Raw genomic sequence first — 19,877 nt, forward strand, 5'->3', positions numbered from 1 at the left:
AAGAAGGAAAAAGACAATGGTTAAAATTATTATGCATGGCTGCAACGGCCATATGGGACAGGTCATCACCGGCCTGGTAAAAGAAGATGCAAATGCAGAAATCATAGCCGGAATCGATATGAACGACAACGGCCAGAACGATTATCCGGTATTCAAAAGCCTGGCAGAATGCGATGTTCCGGCAGACGTAGTCGTTGACTTTTCTTCCTACAAGGCAGCCGACGCACTGCTCGATGCCTGCAAGGAGAAAAAACTTCCACTCGTCCTCTGCACCACAGGCCTCACCGAGGATCAGCTCAAAAAAGTGCAGGAGACCAGCAAAGAAATCCCGGTTCTCCGCTCTGCAAATATGTCCCTTGGTGTGAATACGCTGATGAAACTGGTACAGGCAGCTGCAAAAGTGCTTGCCGAAGCAGGCTTTGATATGGAGATCGTGGAGAAACACCACAAACTGAAATGCGACGCTCCAAGCGGAACCGCCATCGCCCTGGCAGACAGCCTGAACGCGGCAATGGACAACCAGTACCACTACGTATACGACAGAAGCCAGCGCCACGAGCAGCGTGACCCGAAAGAAATCGGAATCTCTGCTGTACGCGGCGGCACCATCGTCGGCGACCACGACGTCATCTTCGCAGGCCCGGACGAGGTTGTTACCCTGTCCCACAGAGCATATTCCAAGGGAGTTTTTGGAAAAGGTGCAGTAGAGGCCGCAAAATTCCTGGCTGGAAAGCCAGCCGGTATGTATGATATGCAGGATGTGATTGCTGCGAAGTAAGGCAGAAGCAGGAAATAGAAAAGATAAAAAAGAAGGCAGGCTGTGTGCAGTTGCACAGCCTGCTTTCTTTCGAGCTGCTTTTCTGTTTTAGCCAATGAGTTTTTTCACTTATGCAGTGTAATAGGAATACGTTCCTCTGTCAAAAAATCTATTTCAGCTCCCGTTCCGCTTTTTCCCAGAGCTCTTCGTCAAGATCAGTCAGCGCCAGTGCATCCGCAAGTTCCCGCACCCGTTTTACCGTGAGATAAAAGTAATTGATACCGCAGGTCAGCGTCCGCTTTAAGGAGCGGGCAAGTACACTGCCGTGGGTTTCCAGTTCGGCACGGTCGAACTCGGCGAGATAGCCCTCGAGATCATAGGGGATCTGAAAACATTCGATCTGCCATGTGCTGTTTTCCAACGTCAGAATTGCGAAGTGCGCATGGCCGCCGACATCATCAAGCGCAAGCCCAAGGGATCCTGGATTCAGATACGTTTTTCCTGCGTATTCTTTCTGTTCCTGCTTGTGGCTGTGGCCGCCAAGCAGGATGGAGGCATCGAGATTTTCCAGATGAGAAAGCAGGAGCTCCGGATGCAGCCCGAAATTCCCTCGGATTTCACCAGGTGCGCCGTGGCAGAGCCGAAGTGCCGGGAAAAGGGATTCACGGCAGGTGTCCGGTGTAACTTCTTCCTGCGGCACAAAAACGGGAACCAGTTTCCCGGCTTCATCCAGCTTTCCAATCAGAACACCGTCTGTCGGCAGCTGCTCAAAAAATTTTAGATCCTGCTCGGTAAGATTCCGAAACGTGTAATCCAGAAGCCCGCTCGTCGAAGAACCCGCCTTCCAGTTCTGCGGCTGCCAGAGATTCTCAAGCAGATATTCCTCCCGGTTGCCGCGCACCAGATAGCACGGAAACTCCTCCTGCATTTCGCGGAGCACCCCCATCATCCTCTGCGGAAACGGCCCATCCGTCACAAAATCCCCCAGCCCGATGATACCGTCAATTTGCTGCCTGCGAAGAAACTCCATCACCTCCGAGAGTGCATAATAATTCCCATGAAGATCACTGATTACTGCTAATGTCATGTGTTTTCCTTTCTATGTCAAAATCATAAAATGCGAGATACTGTCTTGATTTTATCAAATGGTGAGAAGGAACGCAATTTATAAAAATATAAGCCAGGCAATTGATGAAATGATGGAAGACAGCAAAACGGAAGGCATTGAAAAAGGCAAACTTGAGGTGTTATCAAATTTATTAAAAAAAGGAACGATCAGCATTCAGGATGCCGCCGACTGTATGGCAGTGTCTGTGGCGGAATTTAAGAAGCTGGTCAATAAGTATCCCATCTGATTCCGAAAAACTTGCTGACAGAAAAAGCATGTTATGATAAGATCAAAGGCAGAGAGTTTCGAATATATTTACTGTCGGAGGGAATGTATGATTAATCGGGAAGACATGCTGGAGCTGACGAGGAGGATGACGCCGGCGCGGACTTCGTTTGTGCGGATGGCGGGTTGCTATACGGATTCGGATGGGGAGTATGACGGCAGTTTCAACATTCATTTTCTGAAACTGTCCGGTTCGGAAAAGGCCAGGAATCTGGCGATTGCCAAGAAAATTCCGTTTGCGGAATCGAATGAGAAGCTGCGGGAATACCGTTTCCGGAAACATCCCAGGGGCCGGGCAGTATCTGGCAGATGCTGATGGCGCTGCGGGAATGCGGACTGAAGAACGATGCGCTGTTGGAAACGTTCTATGATATCCTGATCGAAGGATTGCAGATTCACGGGGCTTATGCCATTTACATGTTTTATGACCGGTATGATATTCCTGCAAAGGCTTCCGATAAAGAGCGCCTGGGGGAATCCGAGGAGATGTTCCCCTATCTGATCTGCGCTGTCTGCCCGCTGGTTGGAGAATACGAGCCGGGAAATCCTATCTGTGGATTCCTGTTCCCTGCCTTTGTGGACCGGAGCGGAGATCTGGAACGGGTTGATATTTATGCAGAGCGTGCAGCGTGGGGCGATCGGATGGCCAGCATTCTTGGCGCGAAGGGCAGAAAATTCAGATGCGGTCTGTAAAAGAAAAAATCAAAATTGACGGATTAAACCAGGTGCTGATGTGCCTGGCAGTAAAAAAACTTCCCGGCGAACCTGCATATATCGTTCGCCAAGGGAAGTTTTTTAGATACGGGAGCAGCAGAAGTGCATATTTACTGTGCCATCCCCGCTCCATTCTGTGTAGTTGCTCCGTTTTCCTGCGGATTCTGCGTCTCATTGTCGCCGCCGCTTACCACATCGTCCACCGCGCGGCCGACATCCTCAACGCCCTCACCGACACCACGGGTCACATCTTCAGCGGCGTCGCCGACATCATCCCCAAGGGTATTTCCATCCCCGGTATTTGTACCGTTCGTACCGTTGGCATTCCCATCGGTGCCCTCCGTCACATCATTTACATTGTCGTTTGACGGCATCTCTGTCGTATTGACATCGTTTCTGTTATCCGTCTGTCCCATGTCGCTCTCCGTGTTGGTATTGCCATTTCCGGTGTCATTCGTGGTGTTGTTTCCACAGGCCGTCATCCCGGCCAGTAATACCGCCAATGCCAGCGTCATATACACTCTTCTGATTTTTCTCATCTTCAAAATCTCCTTTCCCTAACAGTGTCTGGACAGTTGCTAGTATTTGAAAAATGCCGGAAAATATACGGAAAAAAGAGGCTTTTGGAAATCTTGACAAAGGAAGAAAAAAACACTAAAACAAAAAGTACGAAAACGGACTAAAAACGAAAACAGGATATATCGAAATGGAAGTCAATCCGGCAAACCGGCGGGAAAAAATCATCAGTCTGACTGAAACGGGAAAACAGTATGCGAGAGAGCTGGTTCTTCCGCTGTTTCAGTCCGAGGAGGAAGCTGCGGCGCAGTTTACGGAGCAGGAGATGACAGAAGCAATCCGGATGCAGGAAAAATTTGCCGACGCACTGGCAAAGAGTATGGAGGAAAAGGTATCCATAGTTCACAATCTGTCCGCTTCGTGATATGATAACAGCAGAATTCGAAAAGGAGAGAAAGAGAATGAAAGAAGAACTGAAGAAATCCCTTCGCACCTACGGCGCCCTGCTGCTGCTCGGTGTGACCGGCGTTCCGCTCGGTGCGGCAGTCGGTCTGATTGAGGCGCTGTTCTGCCGTCTGCTTTTGAAAGTCACGGCTATTCGCGTGGCACATCTTTTCTGGTGTCTGCCGTTTCTCGCTATGGCAGGTCTTGTGATCGTGGCAGTCAATCAGAAATTCGGTGGCAGGGGAAAAGGAGGCATGAGTCTGATTTTTGATGTAGCGTATGAGGAGGAGACAGAGCTTCCGCTTTGCATGATTCCGCTGGCAATGCTCTCAACGGCGTTGACGCATCTGTTCGGTGGAAGTGCCGGCAGGGAGGGTGTTGCCGTTCAGATCGGTGCTGTGTTTTCCTATTTTGCCGGTAAAAAATTACCGTTTAAAAACGCGCCCGGTATCTTTCTGGTAACCGGTATGGCTGCCGGCTTTGCGGGCATGTTCGGAACGCCGATTGCAGCTGTGATCTTTGCAGTAGAAGTGCTCGCTGCAGGTGAAATGCGGTACGAGGCACTGCTTCCGGCGTTTACCGCATCTTTCTCTGCGAGCGCTGTAGCTTCCCTGCTTGGAATCCGCAAAGAAAATCTGGCTGTCCACATCAGCGAAAGCCTGACACCGTTCCTGCTGGTGCGTCTGATTACACTTGGTATTATTTTTGGAATCACAGGCGGCCTCTTCGCCTGGTGCTTAAAGCACACGAAAAAATATCTCGGCGAAAAAATCAAAAATCCGCTGGTGCGTGTTTTCTCCATCGGTGTTATCCTTAGCATTCTGTTCCTGCTTCTGTACCGCGGACGGTATTGCGGCTTTGGAACGAATCTGGTGGAAGCGGTATTTCATGGGGAAAAGGTATATGCATATGACTGGGCGCTGAAATTTATCCTGACAATTCTGACGCTGTCCGCCGGGTTTCAGGGCGGCGAGGTAACACCGCTGTTTACCATCGGAGCAACCCTGGGAGCAGTCCTTGGCAATCTGTTCGGTATTCCGGTGGAGCTTTCCGCGGCGCTTGGCTATGCGGCGGTTTTCGGCGGCGGAACCAATACCTTACTGGCGGCTATTTTCATCGGCGGCGAGATTTTTGGCTACGATTATCTGCCATATTTCTTTATTGTCTGCACCGCGGCCTACGTATTCAACCGCAACAGCTCGATCTATTCCCGCCAGAAACTGACGAAATACAGCTGCTGATAACAGAAACGTCACAAAGTTATCACACACCGTTACGTGTTACAGTTCACTGGTGCCCAGCGAACTGTAACATTCGCAACCCTCATTTAAAGTTTTGCTTCGCAAAAGGAGGGTTGCTCACACCTGAAACATGTTCTTACGCAGCGAAACAGCAAGTGTTTCACTGCTGAGTGAACAGTAACGGTTACGTTACGATACGGGTTGACGCGTTTCCGGGAATGAGGTTATACTAGAGGTATCATATACGAAAAAGGAGTAACGAATTATGAAAGGTATCGTACTTGCCGGAGGTTCCGGCACACGTCTTTATCCGTTAACTATGGTAACATCGAAACAGCTTCTCCCGATCTATGACAAGCCGATGATCTATTATCCGCTGTCTGTTCTTATGAATGCAGGCATCCGCGACATCCTGATCATCTCCACCCCGCAGGACACCCCGCGTTTCGAGGCACTGCTCGGTGACGGCCATCAGTTCGGTGTACAGCTTTCCTACAAGGTACAGCCAAGCCCGGACGGACTGGCACAGGCCTTCATCATCGGCGAGGAGTTCATCGGGGATGATTCCGTTGCCATGGTGCTCGGCGACAACATCTTCTTCGGACACGGTCTGAACAAACGCCTGAAAGCAGCAGTAGAAAACGCTGAGACCGGAAAGGCGCAACCGTATTCGGCTATTATGTAGATGATCCGGAGCGTTTCGGGATCGTAGAATTTGACTCCGAGGGAAAAGCCATCTCCATCGAAGAGAAACCGGAGAAACCGAAATCAAACTATTGTGTTACAGGTCTGTACTTCTATGACAACAAAGTCGTAGAGTATGCAAAGAACCTGAAACCGTCACCGCGCGGAGAACTTGAGATCACCGACCTGAACCGGATCTATCTGGAAGACGGCAGCCTGAACGTTGAGCTTCTTGGACAGGGCTTTACCTGGCTGGATACCGGTACACATGAGAGTCTGGTAGAGGCAACCAACTTCGTAAAAACCATCGAGACGCATCAGCACCGCAAGATTGCGTGCCTCGAGGAGATCGGTTACCTGAACGGCTGGATCGGCAAAGACCAGCTTCTGACCGACATCGAGCCACTGAAGAAAAACCAGTACGGCCAGTACTTGATGGATGTGATGAACGGAAAATATATCGACAAATAAAAGCGAACAGCGTTGAAGAAAACTGCCCCGGAAGAAAAATCCGGGGCAGTTTTTGAAAAAAGTGCTTGACCATGACATAACGTCATCCTTTATACTCATGGTACAAACAGAAAATCAGACTGAAAAACAAGAGACAGACAAAACATAACGATAACAAAATCAGAAAAAAGGAGAACCATTATGAGAGTATTTGTAACAGGTGTAAAAGGCCAGCTCGGCCATGACGTCATGAATGAACTTGCAAAACGCGGTCATGAAGGAATCGGCGTTGATATTGAAGAAATGGATATCACCGATGCAGAAAGCGTAAGAAAAGTCATTACCGAAGCAAACCCGGATGGCGTAATCCACTGTGCAGCATGGACCGCTGTAGACCTTGCTGAGGATGATGACAAAAAAGAAAAAGTACATCAGGTCAATGCAGTCGGAACCGAGAACATCGCAAAAGTCTGCCATGACCTTGACTGCAAAATGATCTACATCTCCACCGACTACGTATTCGACGGCCAGGGTACCCGCCCGTGGGAGCCGGATGATGAGCGTCATCCGCTGAACGTATACGGCCAGACGAAATACGAGGGAGAGCTCGCGGTAGAGAAATGGGTGAAAAAATTCTACATCGTCCGCATCGCATGGGTATTCGGCGTGAACGGAAAGAACTTCATCAAGACCATGCTGAACCTTGGAAAGACACACGATCATCTGACTGTTGTAGATGATCAGGTAGGAAGCCCGACCTACACCTACGACCTGTCCCGCCTGCTTGTTGACATGGCAGAGAAAGAGAACTACGGCCGCTACCATGCAACAAACGAGGGACTCTGCTCCTGGTATGAGTTCGCCTGCGAGATTTTCAAACAGGCCGCTGAGATCGATCCGGCTTACGGAAAAGTAAGTGTATCACCGGTAAGCTCTGACCAGTACCCGGCAAAAGCAAAACGTCCGTCCAACAGCCGCATGAGCAAAGAGAAACTGACCGAGAACGGATTCGAAAAACTGCCGACCTGGCAGGATGCGCTGCACAGATATCTGCGCGAGATCGAATTCTGATAGCAAACCCCGAAAATAATGCAAAAAAGCAGTTCTGAATTTTTTTATCCTCTTCCGGCAAGAAGACACGTTCTGCGGTGGGAGATGAATTTGGTTTCTGAGATTGCTATAAACATTTCCAATAGGCGGAGCCCCAGGTAAAACGGGGGCTCCTTTTTCTTATGCCAAACCCATGCATTCAACAGGAAGAATGCCCTTTTTTCTTTTGTGAATATTGACAGAAAATGCCGTTAAAATTCTCACATCGGATCCGGGTATTTCTGTTGACATTTGAACATGCAATTGCCATTATGAAAGCAGAATCTTTACGTATCCGGCAGGGGGCAGGAACGTGAAGATGACAAAAGAAGGCATGGGGGATGAAGCAATGAAAAAGAGTCTGTTTTACCGGGCAAAAAAGATGCCGCCATCTGCGCAGATCATGCTGCTGTTTGCCGTCGAGGGTGTATTTCTGCAATATATCACATCGATTAACGGTTTCGGTCTGAATCTGTATGCGACAAACATGGGTGCAACCGACAGTCAGATCGGCATTATCCAGATGGTGCCGAACATTGTAGCGTGTGCAGCATTGCTGCCGCTTGGAATTCTGGCGGATCGTCTGAAGTCGACAAAGACGATACCGATGCTTACGCTTCTTGTGATGTGTGCCGGCTATGCATTTCTTGGAAGTGTACCGGCACTCGGCGAGAGACGTATGGAGCTGTTTTTTGTATCACTGGCATTTACTGCGGGGGCACTTGCTATTTACAATGCGCAGTGGCAGGCAATGTTCGGTGCTGCGGTTTCACTGCGGCAGCGAAACGATGTCTATGCCTTTCGGAATCAGTTCATGTTTGTGATTGGCATTCTTGCACCGGTGATCTGCGGGATTCTGATGGGAAGATGCCACACGGCCGATGGAAAACTTCTGGTACTCCGAAGCTTCTTTTATCTGTGTGCTGTCTGCGTTTTGTTGCAGGCCGCTGCAATCAAAAAAATTCCGGTGAAACAGCAGGAGGAGGGCAAAGCTCCGGCAGAAGCGGGAAATGCATCCTCACGTTTTTCTGTTTCTGACCTGCTGGAGGCGATCACAAGTGTGGGAAAAATAAAGCATTGCGCTGGTTCTTCGTGCCGGTGGTCTTTTTCTATATCACCTGGCAGCTTGACTGGAGCATGTGGTATTTAGGACAGGTCAAATACTGCAAAATGTCGGAGATGACACTTTCCATCTGCAACGGTGTTTTCAATATCGGTCAGCTTGCGGCAGTTGGAATGATCGCGAAGGTTGTCCGGAAAAAATCGCCGGATTTTGCACTGATTTTCGCCGGGATCGGTCTTTGCTTCTGCCCGGTTATTATGATTTTGGTTCCACATTTACCGTTGGCGTACCGCGGGGTTACTTTTATTGTTCTGATGACGGTTCTGAACGCTCCACAGTGTGCCGTTGCACTCTGCACGGTACAGATTCTTTTAAATGCCGCACCGGAAAAGAACCGTTCGCTTTGATCAGCCTCTTTACGATGATGACGACGCTGACCAACAGTGTTCTGCCGTTGCTTGGTGTCCGTCTGTATACGGCACTTGGGGCAGATCTTACGGCACTGTACCGGTTCAACCTGATAGATCTTGGGGTTCGCATTTTATCCACACTCGGGCTGATATGGCGTTATCAGAAGGCGAAAAAAGATGGCTTTCTGACAAAGATTTCGGATTGAGACGGGCCGTAAAAGCCGAAAATAACATTTACAACAGGAACGATATCGTGTATGATAAATGTGGTTTTCTTTGCACGTATGGAAAAGAGAAGCGCAAAAAGGAGTTTAAACAATGAAATGGAATAAATTTACATTAAAAACAAGATCGGAAGTGGAAGACATTGTGATCTCCACTCTGGCCGATGTGGGAATCGAAGGCGTGGAAATTCAGGACAAACAGCCTTTGACCGAGAGCGACAAACAGCAGATGTTCGTGGATATCATGCCGGATATTCCGGATGACGACGGCATTGCCTACCTGAATTTTTACCTCGATGTGGATGAGGACAAGGAGAAGGTTCTTGCAGATGTCCGCGCGGCACTTGCAGAAATGCAGGAGTTCCTGGACCTTGGAGAGTGCACCATCACAGAGTCTGAGACAGAGGACAAGGACTGGATCAACAACTGGAAACAGTATTTCAAACAGTTCTATGTGGACGACATTCTGATCATCCCGTCCTGGGAGGAAGTAAAGCCGGAAGACCGGGATAAAATGATCATCCATATCGATCCGGGCACAGCCTTTGGAACGGGTATGCATGAGACAACACAGCTTTGCATCCGTCAGTTAAAGAAATATGTGACAAAGGATACCGAGCTGCTTGATGTCGGAACCGGAAGCGGTATTCTTTCGATTATTGCACTGAAGCTTGGTGCGCGTCATGCGGTCGGAACAGACCTCGATCCGTGTGCGGTTCCTGCGGTTGAGGAAAACAAAGAAGTCAATGGAATTCCGGTAGAAGCTTTTGATATGATGATCGGAAATATCATTGATGACAAAGAAGTACAGGACAGAGTCGGATACGAGAAATACGATATCGTTACCGCCAATATTCTTGCAGATGTTCTCGTTCCGCTGACGCCGGTAATCGTACACCAGATGAAGCCGGGCGCTGTTTATATCACATCCGGCATTCTCGATGTGAAAGAGGAAGTTGTCAAAGAGGCAGTCGTTGCAGCGGGACTTGAAGTGGTTGAAGTTACACATCAGGGCGAATGGGTTTCCGTTACAGCAAGAAAACCGATGTAAATTAAGAAAAGCGAAACACCAGAAGAGAAAGAGAACAGATTCATGTACCGTTTTTTTGTAGAAGAAAGTCAGATTTATGACGGCACTGTCCACATCACGGGCAGTGACGTTAATCACATCAAAAATGTGCTCCGCATGCGGCCGGGCGAAAAAATACTGGTCAGTACCGGAGGCGAAAAGGAATATCATTGTGCCGTTTCGGATTTTCCGGAAGGGGAGGTTCTTGCCGCAGTAGAAGAAGTCACAGCAGCAGACAGAGAACTCCCGTCCGGAATTGTACTGTTTCAGGGTCTGCCAAAAGGTGACAAAATGGAATTGATCATCCAAAAAGCAGTGGAACTTGGTGCGACGGAAATTGTTCCGGTGGAGATGAAACGCTGCGTTGTGAAGCTGGACCGGAAAAAGGCGGAAAAGAAAGCAGAGCGTTGGCAGACGATCGCGCTTGGTGCGGCAAAGCAGTCCAAACGGATGCAGATTCCGACGGTACACATGCCTGTTACATTTCAGCAGGCGCTTGCAATGATAGCAGAATCAGACGTTCGCCTGATGCCGTATGAGAACGCAGAGGGGATGGAAGGAACGAGAAGAATTCTGGAATCCATTGAACCGGGTGAATCTATTGCGATCCTGATCGGACCGGAGGGCGGCATCGACGAAGCGGAAGTGGAAATGGCCATGAAGGAAAAGGTAGAGCCGATTACGCTCGGAAAGCGCATTCTGCGCACGGAAACGGCCGGAATGACCGTGCTTTCCATTCTGGTGTATCTTTTAGAAGGAAGGGAACGAACAAGATAATGGAAGCATATCTGGACAATTCCGCAACCACCTGTGTTTATCAGGAAACCGCAGATCTCGTCTGTGATCTGATGGTAAATCATTATGGAAATCCGTCTGCGATGCATCAAAAAGGGGTAGAAGCAGAACAATATATCAGAACCGCCCAGGAAACGCTGGCAAAGATTCTGAAAGTCAAAGAAAAAGAAATTTTCTTTACCTCCGGTGGCACAGAGTCCGACAACTGGGCGCTCGTCGGAACAGCAATGGCAAATAAGAGAACGGGAAACCACATTATCACAAGCGCGATCGAGCACCCGGCCGTGTCGGCACCGCTGGCATTTCTGGAGGAGCAGGGGTTCCGTATTACGCGCCTGCCGGTAAATAAAGAAGGCCTTGTGGATGTGAACGAACTCGAAGAAGCGATCACGCCGGAGACGATTCTCGTTTCGATTATGTATGTCAACAATGAGATCGGTGCTGTTGAGCCAATCGGGGAGATCGGACGCAGAATCAAGGCGAAAAATCCGAAAACGTATTTTCATGTCGATGCGATCCAGGCGTTCGGCAAATACCGGATTTATCCGAAACGGATGGGCATCGACATGCTCTCCGTGAGCGGCCACAAGATCCACGGACCGAAGGGAAGCGGCTTTTTATATATTGATGAGAAAGTAAAAATCCGTCCGCTGATCTTAGGCGGCGGCCAGCAGAACGGCATGCGTTCCGGAACCGACAATGTGCCGGGCATCGCAGGCCTTGCGAAATCCGCTGAGATCGTTTACAAGCATTTTGACGAGCAGACCGCGCAGATGCGTGCCTGCAAACACCGTCTGATCGAAGGCTTACGGGAGCTGGACGATGTGGTCATCCATGCATGCCGGAAGAAGAGGGTGCGCCGCAGATTGTCAATGCATCATTCTTAAATGTGCGCAGTGAAGTGCTGCTACACACGCTGGAGGACCGCCAGATCTACGTTTCCGCCGGAAGCGCCTGCTCATCACACAAGAGAGCCGGAAGCCCGACGCTGACTGCCATCGGCGCATCGAAAGCCGAGATGGAGTCTGCCGTGCGGTTCAGCTTCAGCGAATTTACGACACTGGAACAGATTGATTATACCCTGGATACGCTGCGCGAGGTACTGCCGATGCTGCGCAGATTTACCAGGAAATAATAGAAAGAGGAAAATTATGATTACAATACAGCCGGAAATTGAAATCCTGAGCACCGAATCCTACGAGGATATGCTGCGCCGGATCGAGAAAATCGGAAGAGTCTGCTACAAGAGCGAGGAGCGCATTGGAGAAGGCACTGCAGAGAAATTCATCGCAGGCATCATCAAACGCGGCCATGAATCCGTCATTGAGCACGGCTCCATCACCGTAAAAGTAACGTGCGACCGCGGCGTGACCCATGAGATCGTCCGCCACCGTATCGCAAGCTACAGCCAGGAGAGCACCCGCTACTGCAACTATTCGAAAGATAAATTTGGAAACCAGATCACCTGTATCGACCTGGCAACCGGATTTTCCTATGATCTGGACGACGAGAACGACCGTAAAAAATACGAGGTATGGCAGAAAGCAATGGAAGCTGCAGAGCAGTATTACTTCCAGATGCTCGAACTCGGAGCAAAGCCGGAGGAGGCAAGAAGCATTCTTCCGAACTCCCTGAAAACCGAGATCGTCATGACCATGAACTTAAGAGAGTGGCGCCACTTTATCCGGCTTCGAAGCGCCAACGCCGCACATCCGCAGATGCGTCAGGTATCTGAACTGATCCTGAAGAAATTTTCTGAGGAATATCCTCTGTTCTTCCGCGATCTGGCTGAGAAAAAAGGAGAATAAAAAACGATGATGTACAAAGCATTTCTGGTAAAATATGCCGAGATCGGCATTAAAGGAAAGAACCGTCATCTGTTCGAAAAAGCACTCTGCTTACAGATGGAGCACGCGCTTGCCCCGGTAGACGGAATTTTCCAGGTCACCCGTGAGATGGGACGAATCTATGTCAACACCGAAGGAGACTTTGATTACGAGGGCGCTGTCGATGCGCTGACAAGAGTTTTCGGTATCGCCGAGATCTGCCCGGTTGTCATTTTAGAGGACACCGGCTTTGAAGATCTGGCAGAGGCAGTGGTTTCCTACGTGAAAGAGCTGTACCCGACCGAGGAGAAAACCTTTAAGGTATGCGCACGCCGTGCGAACAAAAACTATCCGATGCACACAATGGAAGTCAACTGCGAGCTGGGCGGCCGCATCCTCGATATCTGCCCGAACCTCAAAGTAGATGTTCACGAGCCGGATATCTATCTGAACGTCGAGCTGCGTCAGAAGATTTATCTGTACTGCGAGAGCATCGCAGGCCCTGGCGGTATGCCGGTCGGCACAAACGGACAGGCCATGCTGCTGCTTTCCGGCGGTATCGACAGCCCGGTTGCCGGATACATGATCGCAAAACGCGGTGTTAAGATTGATGCCGTTTACTTCCACGCTCCGCCGTACACCAGCGAGAGAGCCAAACAGAAGGTTGTGGATCTTGCAAAACTCGTTGCACGCTACAGCGGCCCGATCCGTCTGCATGTGGTCAACTTCACCGAGATCCAGCTTGCAATCTACGAAAAATGCCCGCACGACGAGCTGACCATCATCATGCGCCGTTATATGATGAAGATCGCAGAAGCGTTTGCACGTCAGGACAAATGCCTTGGCCTGATCACCGGAGAGAGTATCGGACAGGTGGCAAGCCAGACGATGCATTCCCTCGCCGTTACCAACGAAGTCTGCACCATGCCGGTCTTCCGTCCGCTGATCGGTTTCGACAAACAGGAGATCGTCGATATTTCCGAAAAAATCGGTACGTACGAGACATCCGTTCTGCCGTATGAGGACTGCTGCACGATCTTCGTTGCAAAGCATCCGGTGACAAAACCGAACCTGAATGTCATCAAATGCTCCGAGCGCCATCTGGACGACGTGATCGATGAGATGATGGAACGCGCAGTTTCTACCGCAGAGACGATCGAGGTCTGCTAAGGAAAACTTGCTTTAAAGAACAAAAAGGCCGGATCTTGTTTTGGGGGTTCTGAAAAACAAGATCCGGTCCTGATGATAAACAAAGACAAAAAAAGAGCCGCGGCGAGTGCGCGGCCCTTATGTTCTATCGTAATTATACAATGTACGGAGCAAGAACATCAAGTACGGTCTGAAGAGCATCTCCATCAGCATGGACGTTCAGGTCGATCGGTTTGGAAAGGTCGAGGCTGAAGATTCCCATGATGGATTTTGCGTCGATTACGTATCTTCCGGATACCAGATCGAAATCAAAATCGAATTTGGAAATGTCGTTGACGAAAGATTTTACTTTGTCGATAGAATTAAGAGAAATCTGTACTGTTTTCATGTTTGTAATCCTCCCTGTTATTTGGTTAACATTATTTATTACCCTCATTTAACAGCTTTATCTTACCGTCTGGAGGGGAAAAAGTCAATGCGAAAACATACAAAGATAAAGTGGAATCTTCGTGATTTTTAATAATAAAGATGAAGAAGAAAGGAGTATGGCATGAAAAAAACGGTAGCTTTGCATAATCTTGGGTGTAAAGTGAACGCATATGAGCTGGAAGCCATCCAGCAGCTCCTCGAAGACAGAGGGTACGAGATCGTGCCTTTTGCACCGGGAGCGGATGTTTACATTATTAATACGTGTACCGTGACGAACATTGCGGACCGGAAATCGCGGCAGATGCTGCACAAAGCGAAAAAGATGAATCCCGATGCGGTTGTTGTGGCCTGCGGCTGTTATGTGCAGGCGGCTGGGGAAAAACTCGAAGAGGATACGGCGATTGATCTGATCATCGGAAATAATAAGAAGAAAGATCTTGTGGATATTCTGGAAAACTTTCTGGCAGAACGTGAGGACGGTGGAAAACCATCCAACGCGGAGTGTAAGAGCTTCCTCGTGGATATGACACACAACCGTGAGTACGAGACACTCTCGATCAGCAAAACGGCGGAGCACACCCGCGCATTCCTGAAAGTACAGGATGGATGCAATCAGTTCTGTACTTATTGTATCATTCCGTACGCACGCGGCCGAGTCAGAAGCCGCCGCCAGAGTGATGTGGTAGAAGAAGTAAAACGTCTGGCAGAGGCCGGTTATCAGGAAGTAGTGCTGACGGGTATCCACCTTTCCTCCTACGGACTCGATTTCCCGGAGGGCGAAAAAGAGACGCTGCTCGATCTCATCCGTGCTGTTGATGCAGTGGACGGCATCAGAAGAATCCGTCTCGGATCCCTGGAGCCGGGCATCATCACCGAAGAGTTTGCAGAGGCGATCGCCGCAATGCCGAAGGTGTGCCCGCATTTCCATCTTTCGCTGCAGAGCGGAAGCAATGGAACACTGAAGCGGATGAACCGGAAATATACCGCAGAAGAATACAAACACAAATGCGATCTTCTGCGTAAGGTATATGGAAATCCGGCGCTGACGACCGATGTGATTGTCGGTTTCCCGCAGGAGAGTGAGGAGGAGTTTGAAGAGTCGCGCGCCTTTGTCGAGGACATTCATTTCTTCGAGACTCACATCTTCAAGTATTCGAGAAGAGAAGGCACCCGCGCCGCAGCGATGACAGGCCAGATTCCGGAGCAGGAGAAGACGAAGCGCAGCCACGTTCTGCTGGAACTGGACGAGAGACGGAGACAGGAATATATGGAAGGCTTCCTCGGAAAAGAGCTGGAAGTGCTCATGGAAGAAGAAGTCGAGATCGACGGCGTCCATTACTGGACGGGACACACGAGAGAATATCTGCGCGTTGCCGTTCTTTCAGAAGAAAATCTCATGAATCAGATGGTGCTTGTCACCCCGGCGAGAATCCATGGAAAAGACTGTCTGATGTAGGAAATGATACCAATCCGGAAGATCTGATAGAAAAAAGAGCCGGAACGAAAAAGTTCGTTGCACTTTTTGAGGGTTCGTGGTAGAATACCCCGTGAGCCTGCAAAAAGGCGGGCAGACGAAGAAGAAAAACAGCGGCTGGCAGAACGAACGAAGAAGTGAGGGATGTCGGCTGCTTTCGCGTCTAAAAAGTATAATCTGTAATTCGTAGTAATTCGTAATGAAATGTTCGGCCGCAGATGCGGCAAAGGGTAAAAATCGTGATCAAAGAAGAGATTGTCAGAGAACTTTATGCAATTGCAGGGGAAGATGCGGTACAGACCGCAGAACCGATGAAAAATCATACGACCTTCCGTGTGGGCGGTCCGGCAGATTATTTCGTCGCTCCTCATACAGAAGAAGAAATTAGAAAAATCGTGGCTCTCTGCGAAGAAAAAGAGATCCCGTGGTTCGTCACCGGAAACGGCAGCAATCTCGTTGTAAGTGACGAGGGCTACCACGGTGTGATTCTTTCGGTTTACAAAAACTTTCAGGGAATCGAAGTGGAAGGAAACAGAATCCGGGCGAAAGCCGGAAGCATGCTCGTATCCATCAGCCGGGCGGCAAGAGAAGCCGGTCTTTCCGGTATGGAGTTTGCCTCCGGAATCCCTGGAACTTTAGGCGGCGGCGTCCGTATGAACGCGGGAGCTACGGCGGAGAGATGAAGGATATTGTACAGAATGTCACTGTACTCACAAGAGAAGGTGAGATCCGGAAACTGGAAAAAGAAGAGCTCGGCTTCGGCTACCGTGCCAGCGTCATCAAAGACAGAGGCTACGTCGTACTTGGAGCAGAACTTATGCTTGTTCCGGGAGATAAAGAAGAAATTCTTGCCCGTATGCAGGAATTGAAAAACAAGCGGGTAGAGAAACAGCCGCTCGAGTATCCGAGCGCCGGCAGCGCATTCAAGCGGCCGGAAGGCTATTTCGCAGGCAAGCTTGTGATGGATGCCGGACTTTCCGGCTATGCAGTCGGCGGTGCAAAAGTATCGGAAAAACACTGCGGCTTTCTGATCAATGCAGGTGGTGCAACCGCATCGGATGTGATGGAACTGATCCGTCAGATCCAGGCAAAAGTAAAAGAACAGTTTGGCGTACAGCTTGAGCCGGAAATCCAGTTCCTCGGGGAATTCTGATTTTCGTTATCCACCAAAGGAGAAAAAACATGCGTTTTGTAATTGTGACCGGCATGTCCGGTGCGGGAAAAAGTACAGCGTTGAAAATGCTGGAGGACGCGGAATATTTCTGCGTCGATAACCTTCCGATCCCGCTGGTTGAAAAATTTGCACAGCTTACCGCCGACGGTACTTCCGGAGAAATCCAGAAAGTGGCAGTCGGAATCGATATCCGAAGCGGCCAGGCGCTCCCGGACCTGCAGAATGTTCTGGAGTGGATGAGCATCAACGGAATCTGCTATGAGATCCTGTTTCTGGACGCGTCCGATGACGTGCTGGTCAAACGATACAAAGAGACGAGAAGAACGCACCCACTGGCAGGCCTTGGACGGGTGGATGAGGGAATTAGAAAAGAGCGCAAAGCACTTGAGTTCCTGAAAAAAGATGCGGACTACATTCTCGATACGAGCCAGCTTCTCACAAGAGAGCTGAAAGCGGAGCTCGATAAGATTTTCGTGCAGGATCAGAAATTCAAAAATCTGATGATTACCGTGCTCTCATTTGGATTCAAATACGGAATCCCGGCGGATTCGGACCTTGTTTTCGATGTGCGGTTCCTGCCGAATCCCTACTACGTAGAAGGCATGCGCCCGCTCTCCGGCAACGATGCTCCGGTGCGGGATTATGTGATGGGATTTGAGACAGCGCAGGTGTTTGCGGAAAAATTAGAGGATATGATCCGTTTTCTGATTCCGAATTATATTTCCGAGGGCAAGCATCAGCTCATTATCAGCATCGGCTGCACCGGCGGAAAACACCGTTCCGTAACCCTTGCCAACGAGCTGTACCGGCGTCTTTCCAACGCGAAGGACTATGGAATCCGGATTGAGCACCGGGATCTGGAAAAAGACGCCATCCGAAAAGGAATTTAGAGGTGGAAGGATGTCATTCTCAAGCGAGGTAAAAGAGGAATTATCGAGACATCTTCCGACGGCACGCCACTGCCAGATTGCGGAAACAGCGGCGATCCTGTCACTCTGCGGACAGATTTCCGAGAAGGACGGGACGATACGGATTCAGACAGAGAATGCGTATGTGGCAAGAAAGTACTTTACTTTATTGAAAAAAACATTTAATATAGAGGCAGAGCTTGCAGTTAAGCTGAATCAGAAGGAAAATACGTATCTGATCCGCGCAAATGACAGGGAAGAAACCCGTCAGATTCTGCAGGCAGTGAAGTTACACGAGACAGACCGGCAGTTAACAATGCCGATTCCGGCTGTTGTGGTACAGCGTCAGTGCTGCAAACGGGCATTTCTGCGGGGCGCATTTTTAGCGTCCGGTTCCATCAGCGATCCCAACCGGTTTTACCATCTCGAAATTGTCTGCCCCGATGCGCCGAGAGCAGAACAGGTGCAGGAACTTCTGAAAAGCTTTGGAATTGATGCACGGATCGTTCTCCGGAAAAACCACCATGTGGTTTATATGAAAGAAGGCGCACAGATTGTGGAGATGCTTGGCATCATGGAAGCCAACATCGCACTTATGAATCTGGAAAACGTGCGGATCTTAAAAGAAATGCGCGGCAGTGTCAACCGAAAGGTGAACTGTGAAACTGCCAACATCAACAAAACGGTCAGCGCGGCGATCCGCCAGATCGAAGATATCCGGTATATCGAAGAAACCACAGGCTTTTCTTCTCTGCCGGAACCGCTGGAGCAGATGGCAAGGCTCCGCTTACAATACCCGGAAGCATCGCTTCTGGAACTGGGCAAGATGTTAACGCCGGTTGTTGGTAAATCCGGAGTTAATCATAGATTAAGGAAACTAAAAGAGATTGCAGAAGATTTGCGAAGGAAACAAGGAGGAGAAGTATTATGATTAAGAAACCAATCACAATTCGTCTTTCAAGCGGCCTGGAGGCGAGACCAGTTGCCATGCTGGTACAGGTAGCGAGCCAGTACGAAAGTGAAATCTACGTCGAGAGCGGCAGAAAAAAAGTAAATGCGAAGAGCATTATGGGTATGATGACACTTGGTCTGGACAATGGCGAGGAAGTTACCGTGACCGCAAACGGAAAAGACGAGAGCGAAGCCATGGACGGCGTTGAAAAATATTTAAGCAGTCCTTCTGCTGAATAATCTTACTGCACTTATAGCATAAACATAGAGCAAAACGGCATGTCAGAAAATTTTGACATGCGTTTTGCTATGCTTTTTTATGCGAAAACAGACGAAAATCAGACCACGTTCTTCGCGCGGAACCAGTAGGTATAGAGATAGGAAAAACCGAGCGATTCATACAGTGTGATCGCAGGCGTGTTTCCCTCGACAACCTGAAGATACGCTTTCGTTGCACCGAGCCGGATTCCCTCGGAGAGGATTGTGCGGCAGATCGAGGAAGCGTAGTGGCGGTGGCGGTACGCAGGATGCACATGGATGGCATAGACACCGACGTAATCGCGGTCGCGGATGCCAAGGCCGGTGGCAACGATTGTTCCGGTTTCATCCTGGATGGAGGTACAGATGGTTTCTTTTGGAATGGCACGGTACATCGAAGGAACGACCATACGGTGCATCACGTTCGTCGTGCTCTTTAAAGCAAAGAGGCTGTCAATCCATTTCGGCGGGATAAAGCTGCTGACGGTCACGGCAACGGCAGGATCCTTTTTGGCAAAGTTCGCCAGATCCATTGTCATGACGTGCGTCGTGTGCTGGACTACATAGCCGCGGTCGGCGAGCATTGCATCAAAGCCCGGATTGACAAGCGGACTGATCTTGAAAATTGCCGGTGTACCCCAGCGACGGTAGATCTCCTCACAGTACTGCACTTTTTCCTCCACCGGAATCGTGGACGGCCCGATCTGCTCGACGCTGTTGGTCCGGTGTGTATAAAAATAAGAAAAACGAAGAATCCATCCGTCGTACAGCTCGATCTGGTGAGATGGCCATGCGTTCAGGGAAAGATCTTCGATGGTTTTGATCAGTGTATTCATATGAAAGTATTCCCCCTTTGGTT

General features: G+C 49.6%; 20 protein-coding genes and 4 pseudogenes. 20 read left to right on the forward strand and 4 right to left on the reverse strand.

Annotated elements, in window-relative coordinates:
- Window positions 1-16: 16 nt before the first annotated feature.
- Window positions 17-778 carry a 4-hydroxy-tetrahydrodipicolinate reductase gene (gene dapB / locus DW965_RS00440; protein WP_117510456.1) on the forward strand — a complete coding sequence of 254 codons (762 nt, stop codon included), beginning with the start codon at window positions 17-19 and terminating at the stop codon, window positions 776-778.
- A gap of 148 nt (window positions 779-926) precedes the next feature.
- On the opposite strand, the gene DW965_RS00445 is transcribed toward dapB, so the two are convergent.
- On the reverse strand, window positions 927-1,844 hold the full coding sequence (locus DW965_RS00445; protein WP_119197889.1) for a metallophosphoesterase family protein: 918 nt from the start codon (window positions 1,842-1,844) through the stop codon (window positions 927-929).
- A gap of 109 nt (window positions 1,845-1,953) precedes the next feature.
- Here DW965_RS00445 and DW965_RS19000 point away from each other — a divergent pair, with 109 nt between their 5' ends.
- Together DW965_RS19000 and DW965_RS00455 are read left to right on the forward strand one after the other, a co-directional pair.
- Window positions 1,954-2,112: a hypothetical protein gene (locus DW965_RS19000; RefSeq protein WP_158565022.1), complete on the forward strand. Its 159-nt coding sequence runs from the start codon at window positions 1,954-1,956 to the stop codon at window positions 2,110-2,112.
- Window positions 2,113-2,199: 87 nt separating this feature from the next.
- Window positions 2,200-2,843 (forward strand): annotated as a pseudogene (locus DW965_RS00455) (DUF4317 family protein).
- A gap of 131 nt (window positions 2,844-2,974) precedes the next feature.
- Here DW965_RS00455 and DW965_RS00460 read toward each other — a convergent pair.
- On the reverse strand, window positions 2,975-3,403 hold the full coding sequence (locus DW965_RS00460; RefSeq protein WP_117761427.1) for a hypothetical protein: 429 nt from the start codon (window positions 3,401-3,403) through the stop codon (window positions 2,975-2,977).
- Window positions 3,404-3,570: 167 nt separating this feature from the next.
- Here DW965_RS00460 and DW965_RS00465 point away from each other — a divergent pair, with 167 nt between their 5' ends.
- The 12 genes and pseudogenes from DW965_RS00465 (at window position 3,571) to thiI (ending at window position 13,845) form a co-directional block, all read left to right on the forward strand.
- Window positions 3,571-3,804 carry a MarR family transcriptional regulator gene (locus DW965_RS00465; protein ID WP_022461854.1) on the forward strand — a complete coding sequence of 78 codons (234 nt, stop codon included), beginning with the start codon at window positions 3,571-3,573 and terminating at the stop codon, window positions 3,802-3,804.
- Between the two features lie 37 nt (window positions 3,805-3,841).
- Window positions 3,842-5,065, forward strand: a complete 1,224-nt coding sequence (locus tag DW965_RS00470; protein WP_022461853.1) for a chloride channel protein — start codon at window positions 3,842-3,844, stop codon at window positions 5,063-5,065.
- Between the two features lie 265 nt (window positions 5,066-5,330).
- A pseudogene (rfbA, locus tag DW965_RS00475) lies at window positions 5,331-6,220 on the forward strand (glucose-1-phosphate thymidylyltransferase RfbA).
- A 180-nt stretch (window positions 6,221-6,400) separates the two neighbouring features.
- Complete coding sequence (gene rfbD / locus DW965_RS00480; RefSeq protein WP_119197890.1) at window positions 6,401-7,270, forward strand: dTDP-4-dehydrorhamnose reductase; 870 nt, start codon at window positions 6,401-6,403, stop codon at window positions 7,268-7,270.
- Between the two features lie 337 nt (window positions 7,271-7,607).
- Window positions 7,608-8,438 (forward strand): MFS transporter, encoded by an 831-nt coding sequence (locus DW965_RS00485; protein WP_117804627.1) that lies wholly within the window; start codon window positions 7,608-7,610, stop codon window positions 8,436-8,438.
- Window positions 8,426-8,758 carry a hypothetical protein gene (locus DW965_RS00490; RefSeq protein ID WP_119197891.1) on the forward strand — a complete coding sequence of 111 codons (333 nt, stop codon included), beginning with the start codon at window positions 8,426-8,428 and terminating at the stop codon, window positions 8,756-8,758. The genes DW965_RS00485 and DW965_RS00490 overlap by 13 nt, the downstream gene beginning before the upstream one ends.
- Complete coding sequence (locus tag DW965_RS00495) at window positions 8,755-8,967, forward strand: hypothetical protein (RefSeq protein ID WP_119188685.1); 213 nt, start codon at window positions 8,755-8,757, stop codon at window positions 8,965-8,967. Before DW965_RS00490 ends, DW965_RS00495 begins: the two co-directional genes overlap by 4 nt.
- A 112-nt stretch (window positions 8,968-9,079) precedes the next feature.
- Window positions 9,080-10,036 carry a 50S ribosomal protein L11 methyltransferase gene (prmA, locus tag DW965_RS00500; protein WP_022461849.1) on the forward strand — a complete coding sequence of 319 codons (957 nt, stop codon included), beginning with the start codon at window positions 9,080-9,082 and terminating at the stop codon, window positions 10,034-10,036.
- Between the two features lie 42 nt (window positions 10,037-10,078).
- The gene (locus DW965_RS00505) at window positions 10,079-10,831 is read left to right on the forward strand and encodes a 16S rRNA (uracil(1498)-N(3))-methyltransferase (protein ID WP_117761423.1); all 753 of its coding nucleotides are present in this window, start codon (window positions 10,079-10,081) and stop codon (window positions 10,829-10,831) included.
- Window positions 10,831-11,984 (forward strand): annotated as a pseudogene (locus DW965_RS00510) (cysteine desulfurase family protein). Before DW965_RS00505 ends, DW965_RS00510 begins: the two are co-directional and overlap by 1 nt.
- Before the next feature lie 16 nt (window positions 11,985-12,000).
- Window positions 12,001-12,657 carry an FAD-dependent thymidylate synthase gene (gene thyX, locus DW965_RS00515; RefSeq protein ID WP_055266967.1) on the forward strand — a complete coding sequence of 219 codons (657 nt, stop codon included), beginning with the start codon at window positions 12,001-12,003 and terminating at the stop codon, window positions 12,655-12,657.
- 9 nt (window positions 12,658-12,666) lie between these two features.
- Window positions 12,667-13,845 (forward strand): tRNA uracil 4-sulfurtransferase ThiI, encoded by a 1,179-nt coding sequence (thiI, locus tag DW965_RS00520; protein WP_118699831.1) that lies wholly within the window; start codon window positions 12,667-12,669, stop codon window positions 13,843-13,845.
- Window positions 13,846-13,978: 133 nt separating this feature from the next.
- Here thiI and DW965_RS00525 read toward each other — a convergent pair whose 3' ends face one another.
- Window positions 13,979-14,212, reverse strand: a complete 234-nt coding sequence (locus DW965_RS00525; protein ID WP_022461844.1) for an HPr family phosphocarrier protein — start codon at window positions 14,210-14,212, stop codon at window positions 13,979-13,981.
- A gap of 162 nt (window positions 14,213-14,374) precedes the next feature.
- Between DW965_RS00525 and mtaB the strand changes: the two genes are divergently transcribed.
- The 5 genes and pseudogenes from mtaB (at window position 14,375) to DW965_RS00550 (ending at window position 19,000) form a co-directional block, all read left to right on the forward strand.
- Window positions 14,375-15,709 carry a tRNA (N(6)-L-threonylcarbamoyladenosine(37)-C(2))-methylthiotransferase MtaB gene (gene mtaB, locus DW965_RS00530; RefSeq protein WP_119197892.1) on the forward strand — a complete coding sequence of 445 codons (1,335 nt, stop codon included), beginning with the start codon at window positions 14,375-14,377 and terminating at the stop codon, window positions 15,707-15,709.
- Between the two features lie 236 nt (window positions 15,710-15,945).
- Window positions 15,946-16,880, forward strand: a pseudogene (murB, locus tag DW965_RS21905) (UDP-N-acetylmuramate dehydrogenase).
- Between the two features lie 29 nt (window positions 16,881-16,909).
- Entirely contained in the window at window positions 16,910-17,791 is an 882-nt protein-coding gene (rapZ, locus tag DW965_RS00540) for an RNase adapter RapZ (protein ID WP_022461841.1), read from the forward strand.
- A 10-nt stretch (window positions 17,792-17,801) separates the two neighbouring features.
- Window positions 17,802-18,740, forward strand: a complete 939-nt coding sequence (whiA, locus tag DW965_RS00545; RefSeq protein ID WP_055227735.1) for a DNA-binding protein WhiA — start codon at window positions 17,802-17,804, stop codon at window positions 18,738-18,740.
- A complete protein-coding gene (locus tag DW965_RS00550; RefSeq protein ID WP_055227733.1) occupies window positions 18,737-19,000 on the forward strand; it encodes an HPr family phosphocarrier protein in 264 nt (87 codons plus the stop codon). Before whiA ends, DW965_RS00550 begins: the two co-directional genes overlap by 4 nt.
- 98 nt (window positions 19,001-19,098) lie before the next feature.
- Here the strand turns inward: DW965_RS00550 and DW965_RS00555 are convergent, their stop codons facing one another.
- On the reverse strand, window positions 19,099-19,854 hold the full coding sequence (locus DW965_RS00555) for a GNAT family N-acetyltransferase (protein ID WP_055220765.1): 756 nt from the start codon (window positions 19,852-19,854) through the stop codon (window positions 19,099-19,101).
- Between the last annotated feature and the right edge of the window lie 23 nt (window positions 19,855-19,877).

The sequence above is a fragment of the Blautia sp. AM47-4 genome (assembly GCF_003479865.1).
GTDB lineage: Bacteria > Bacillota > Clostridia > Lachnospirales > Lachnospiraceae > Fusicatenibacter > Fusicatenibacter saccharivorans.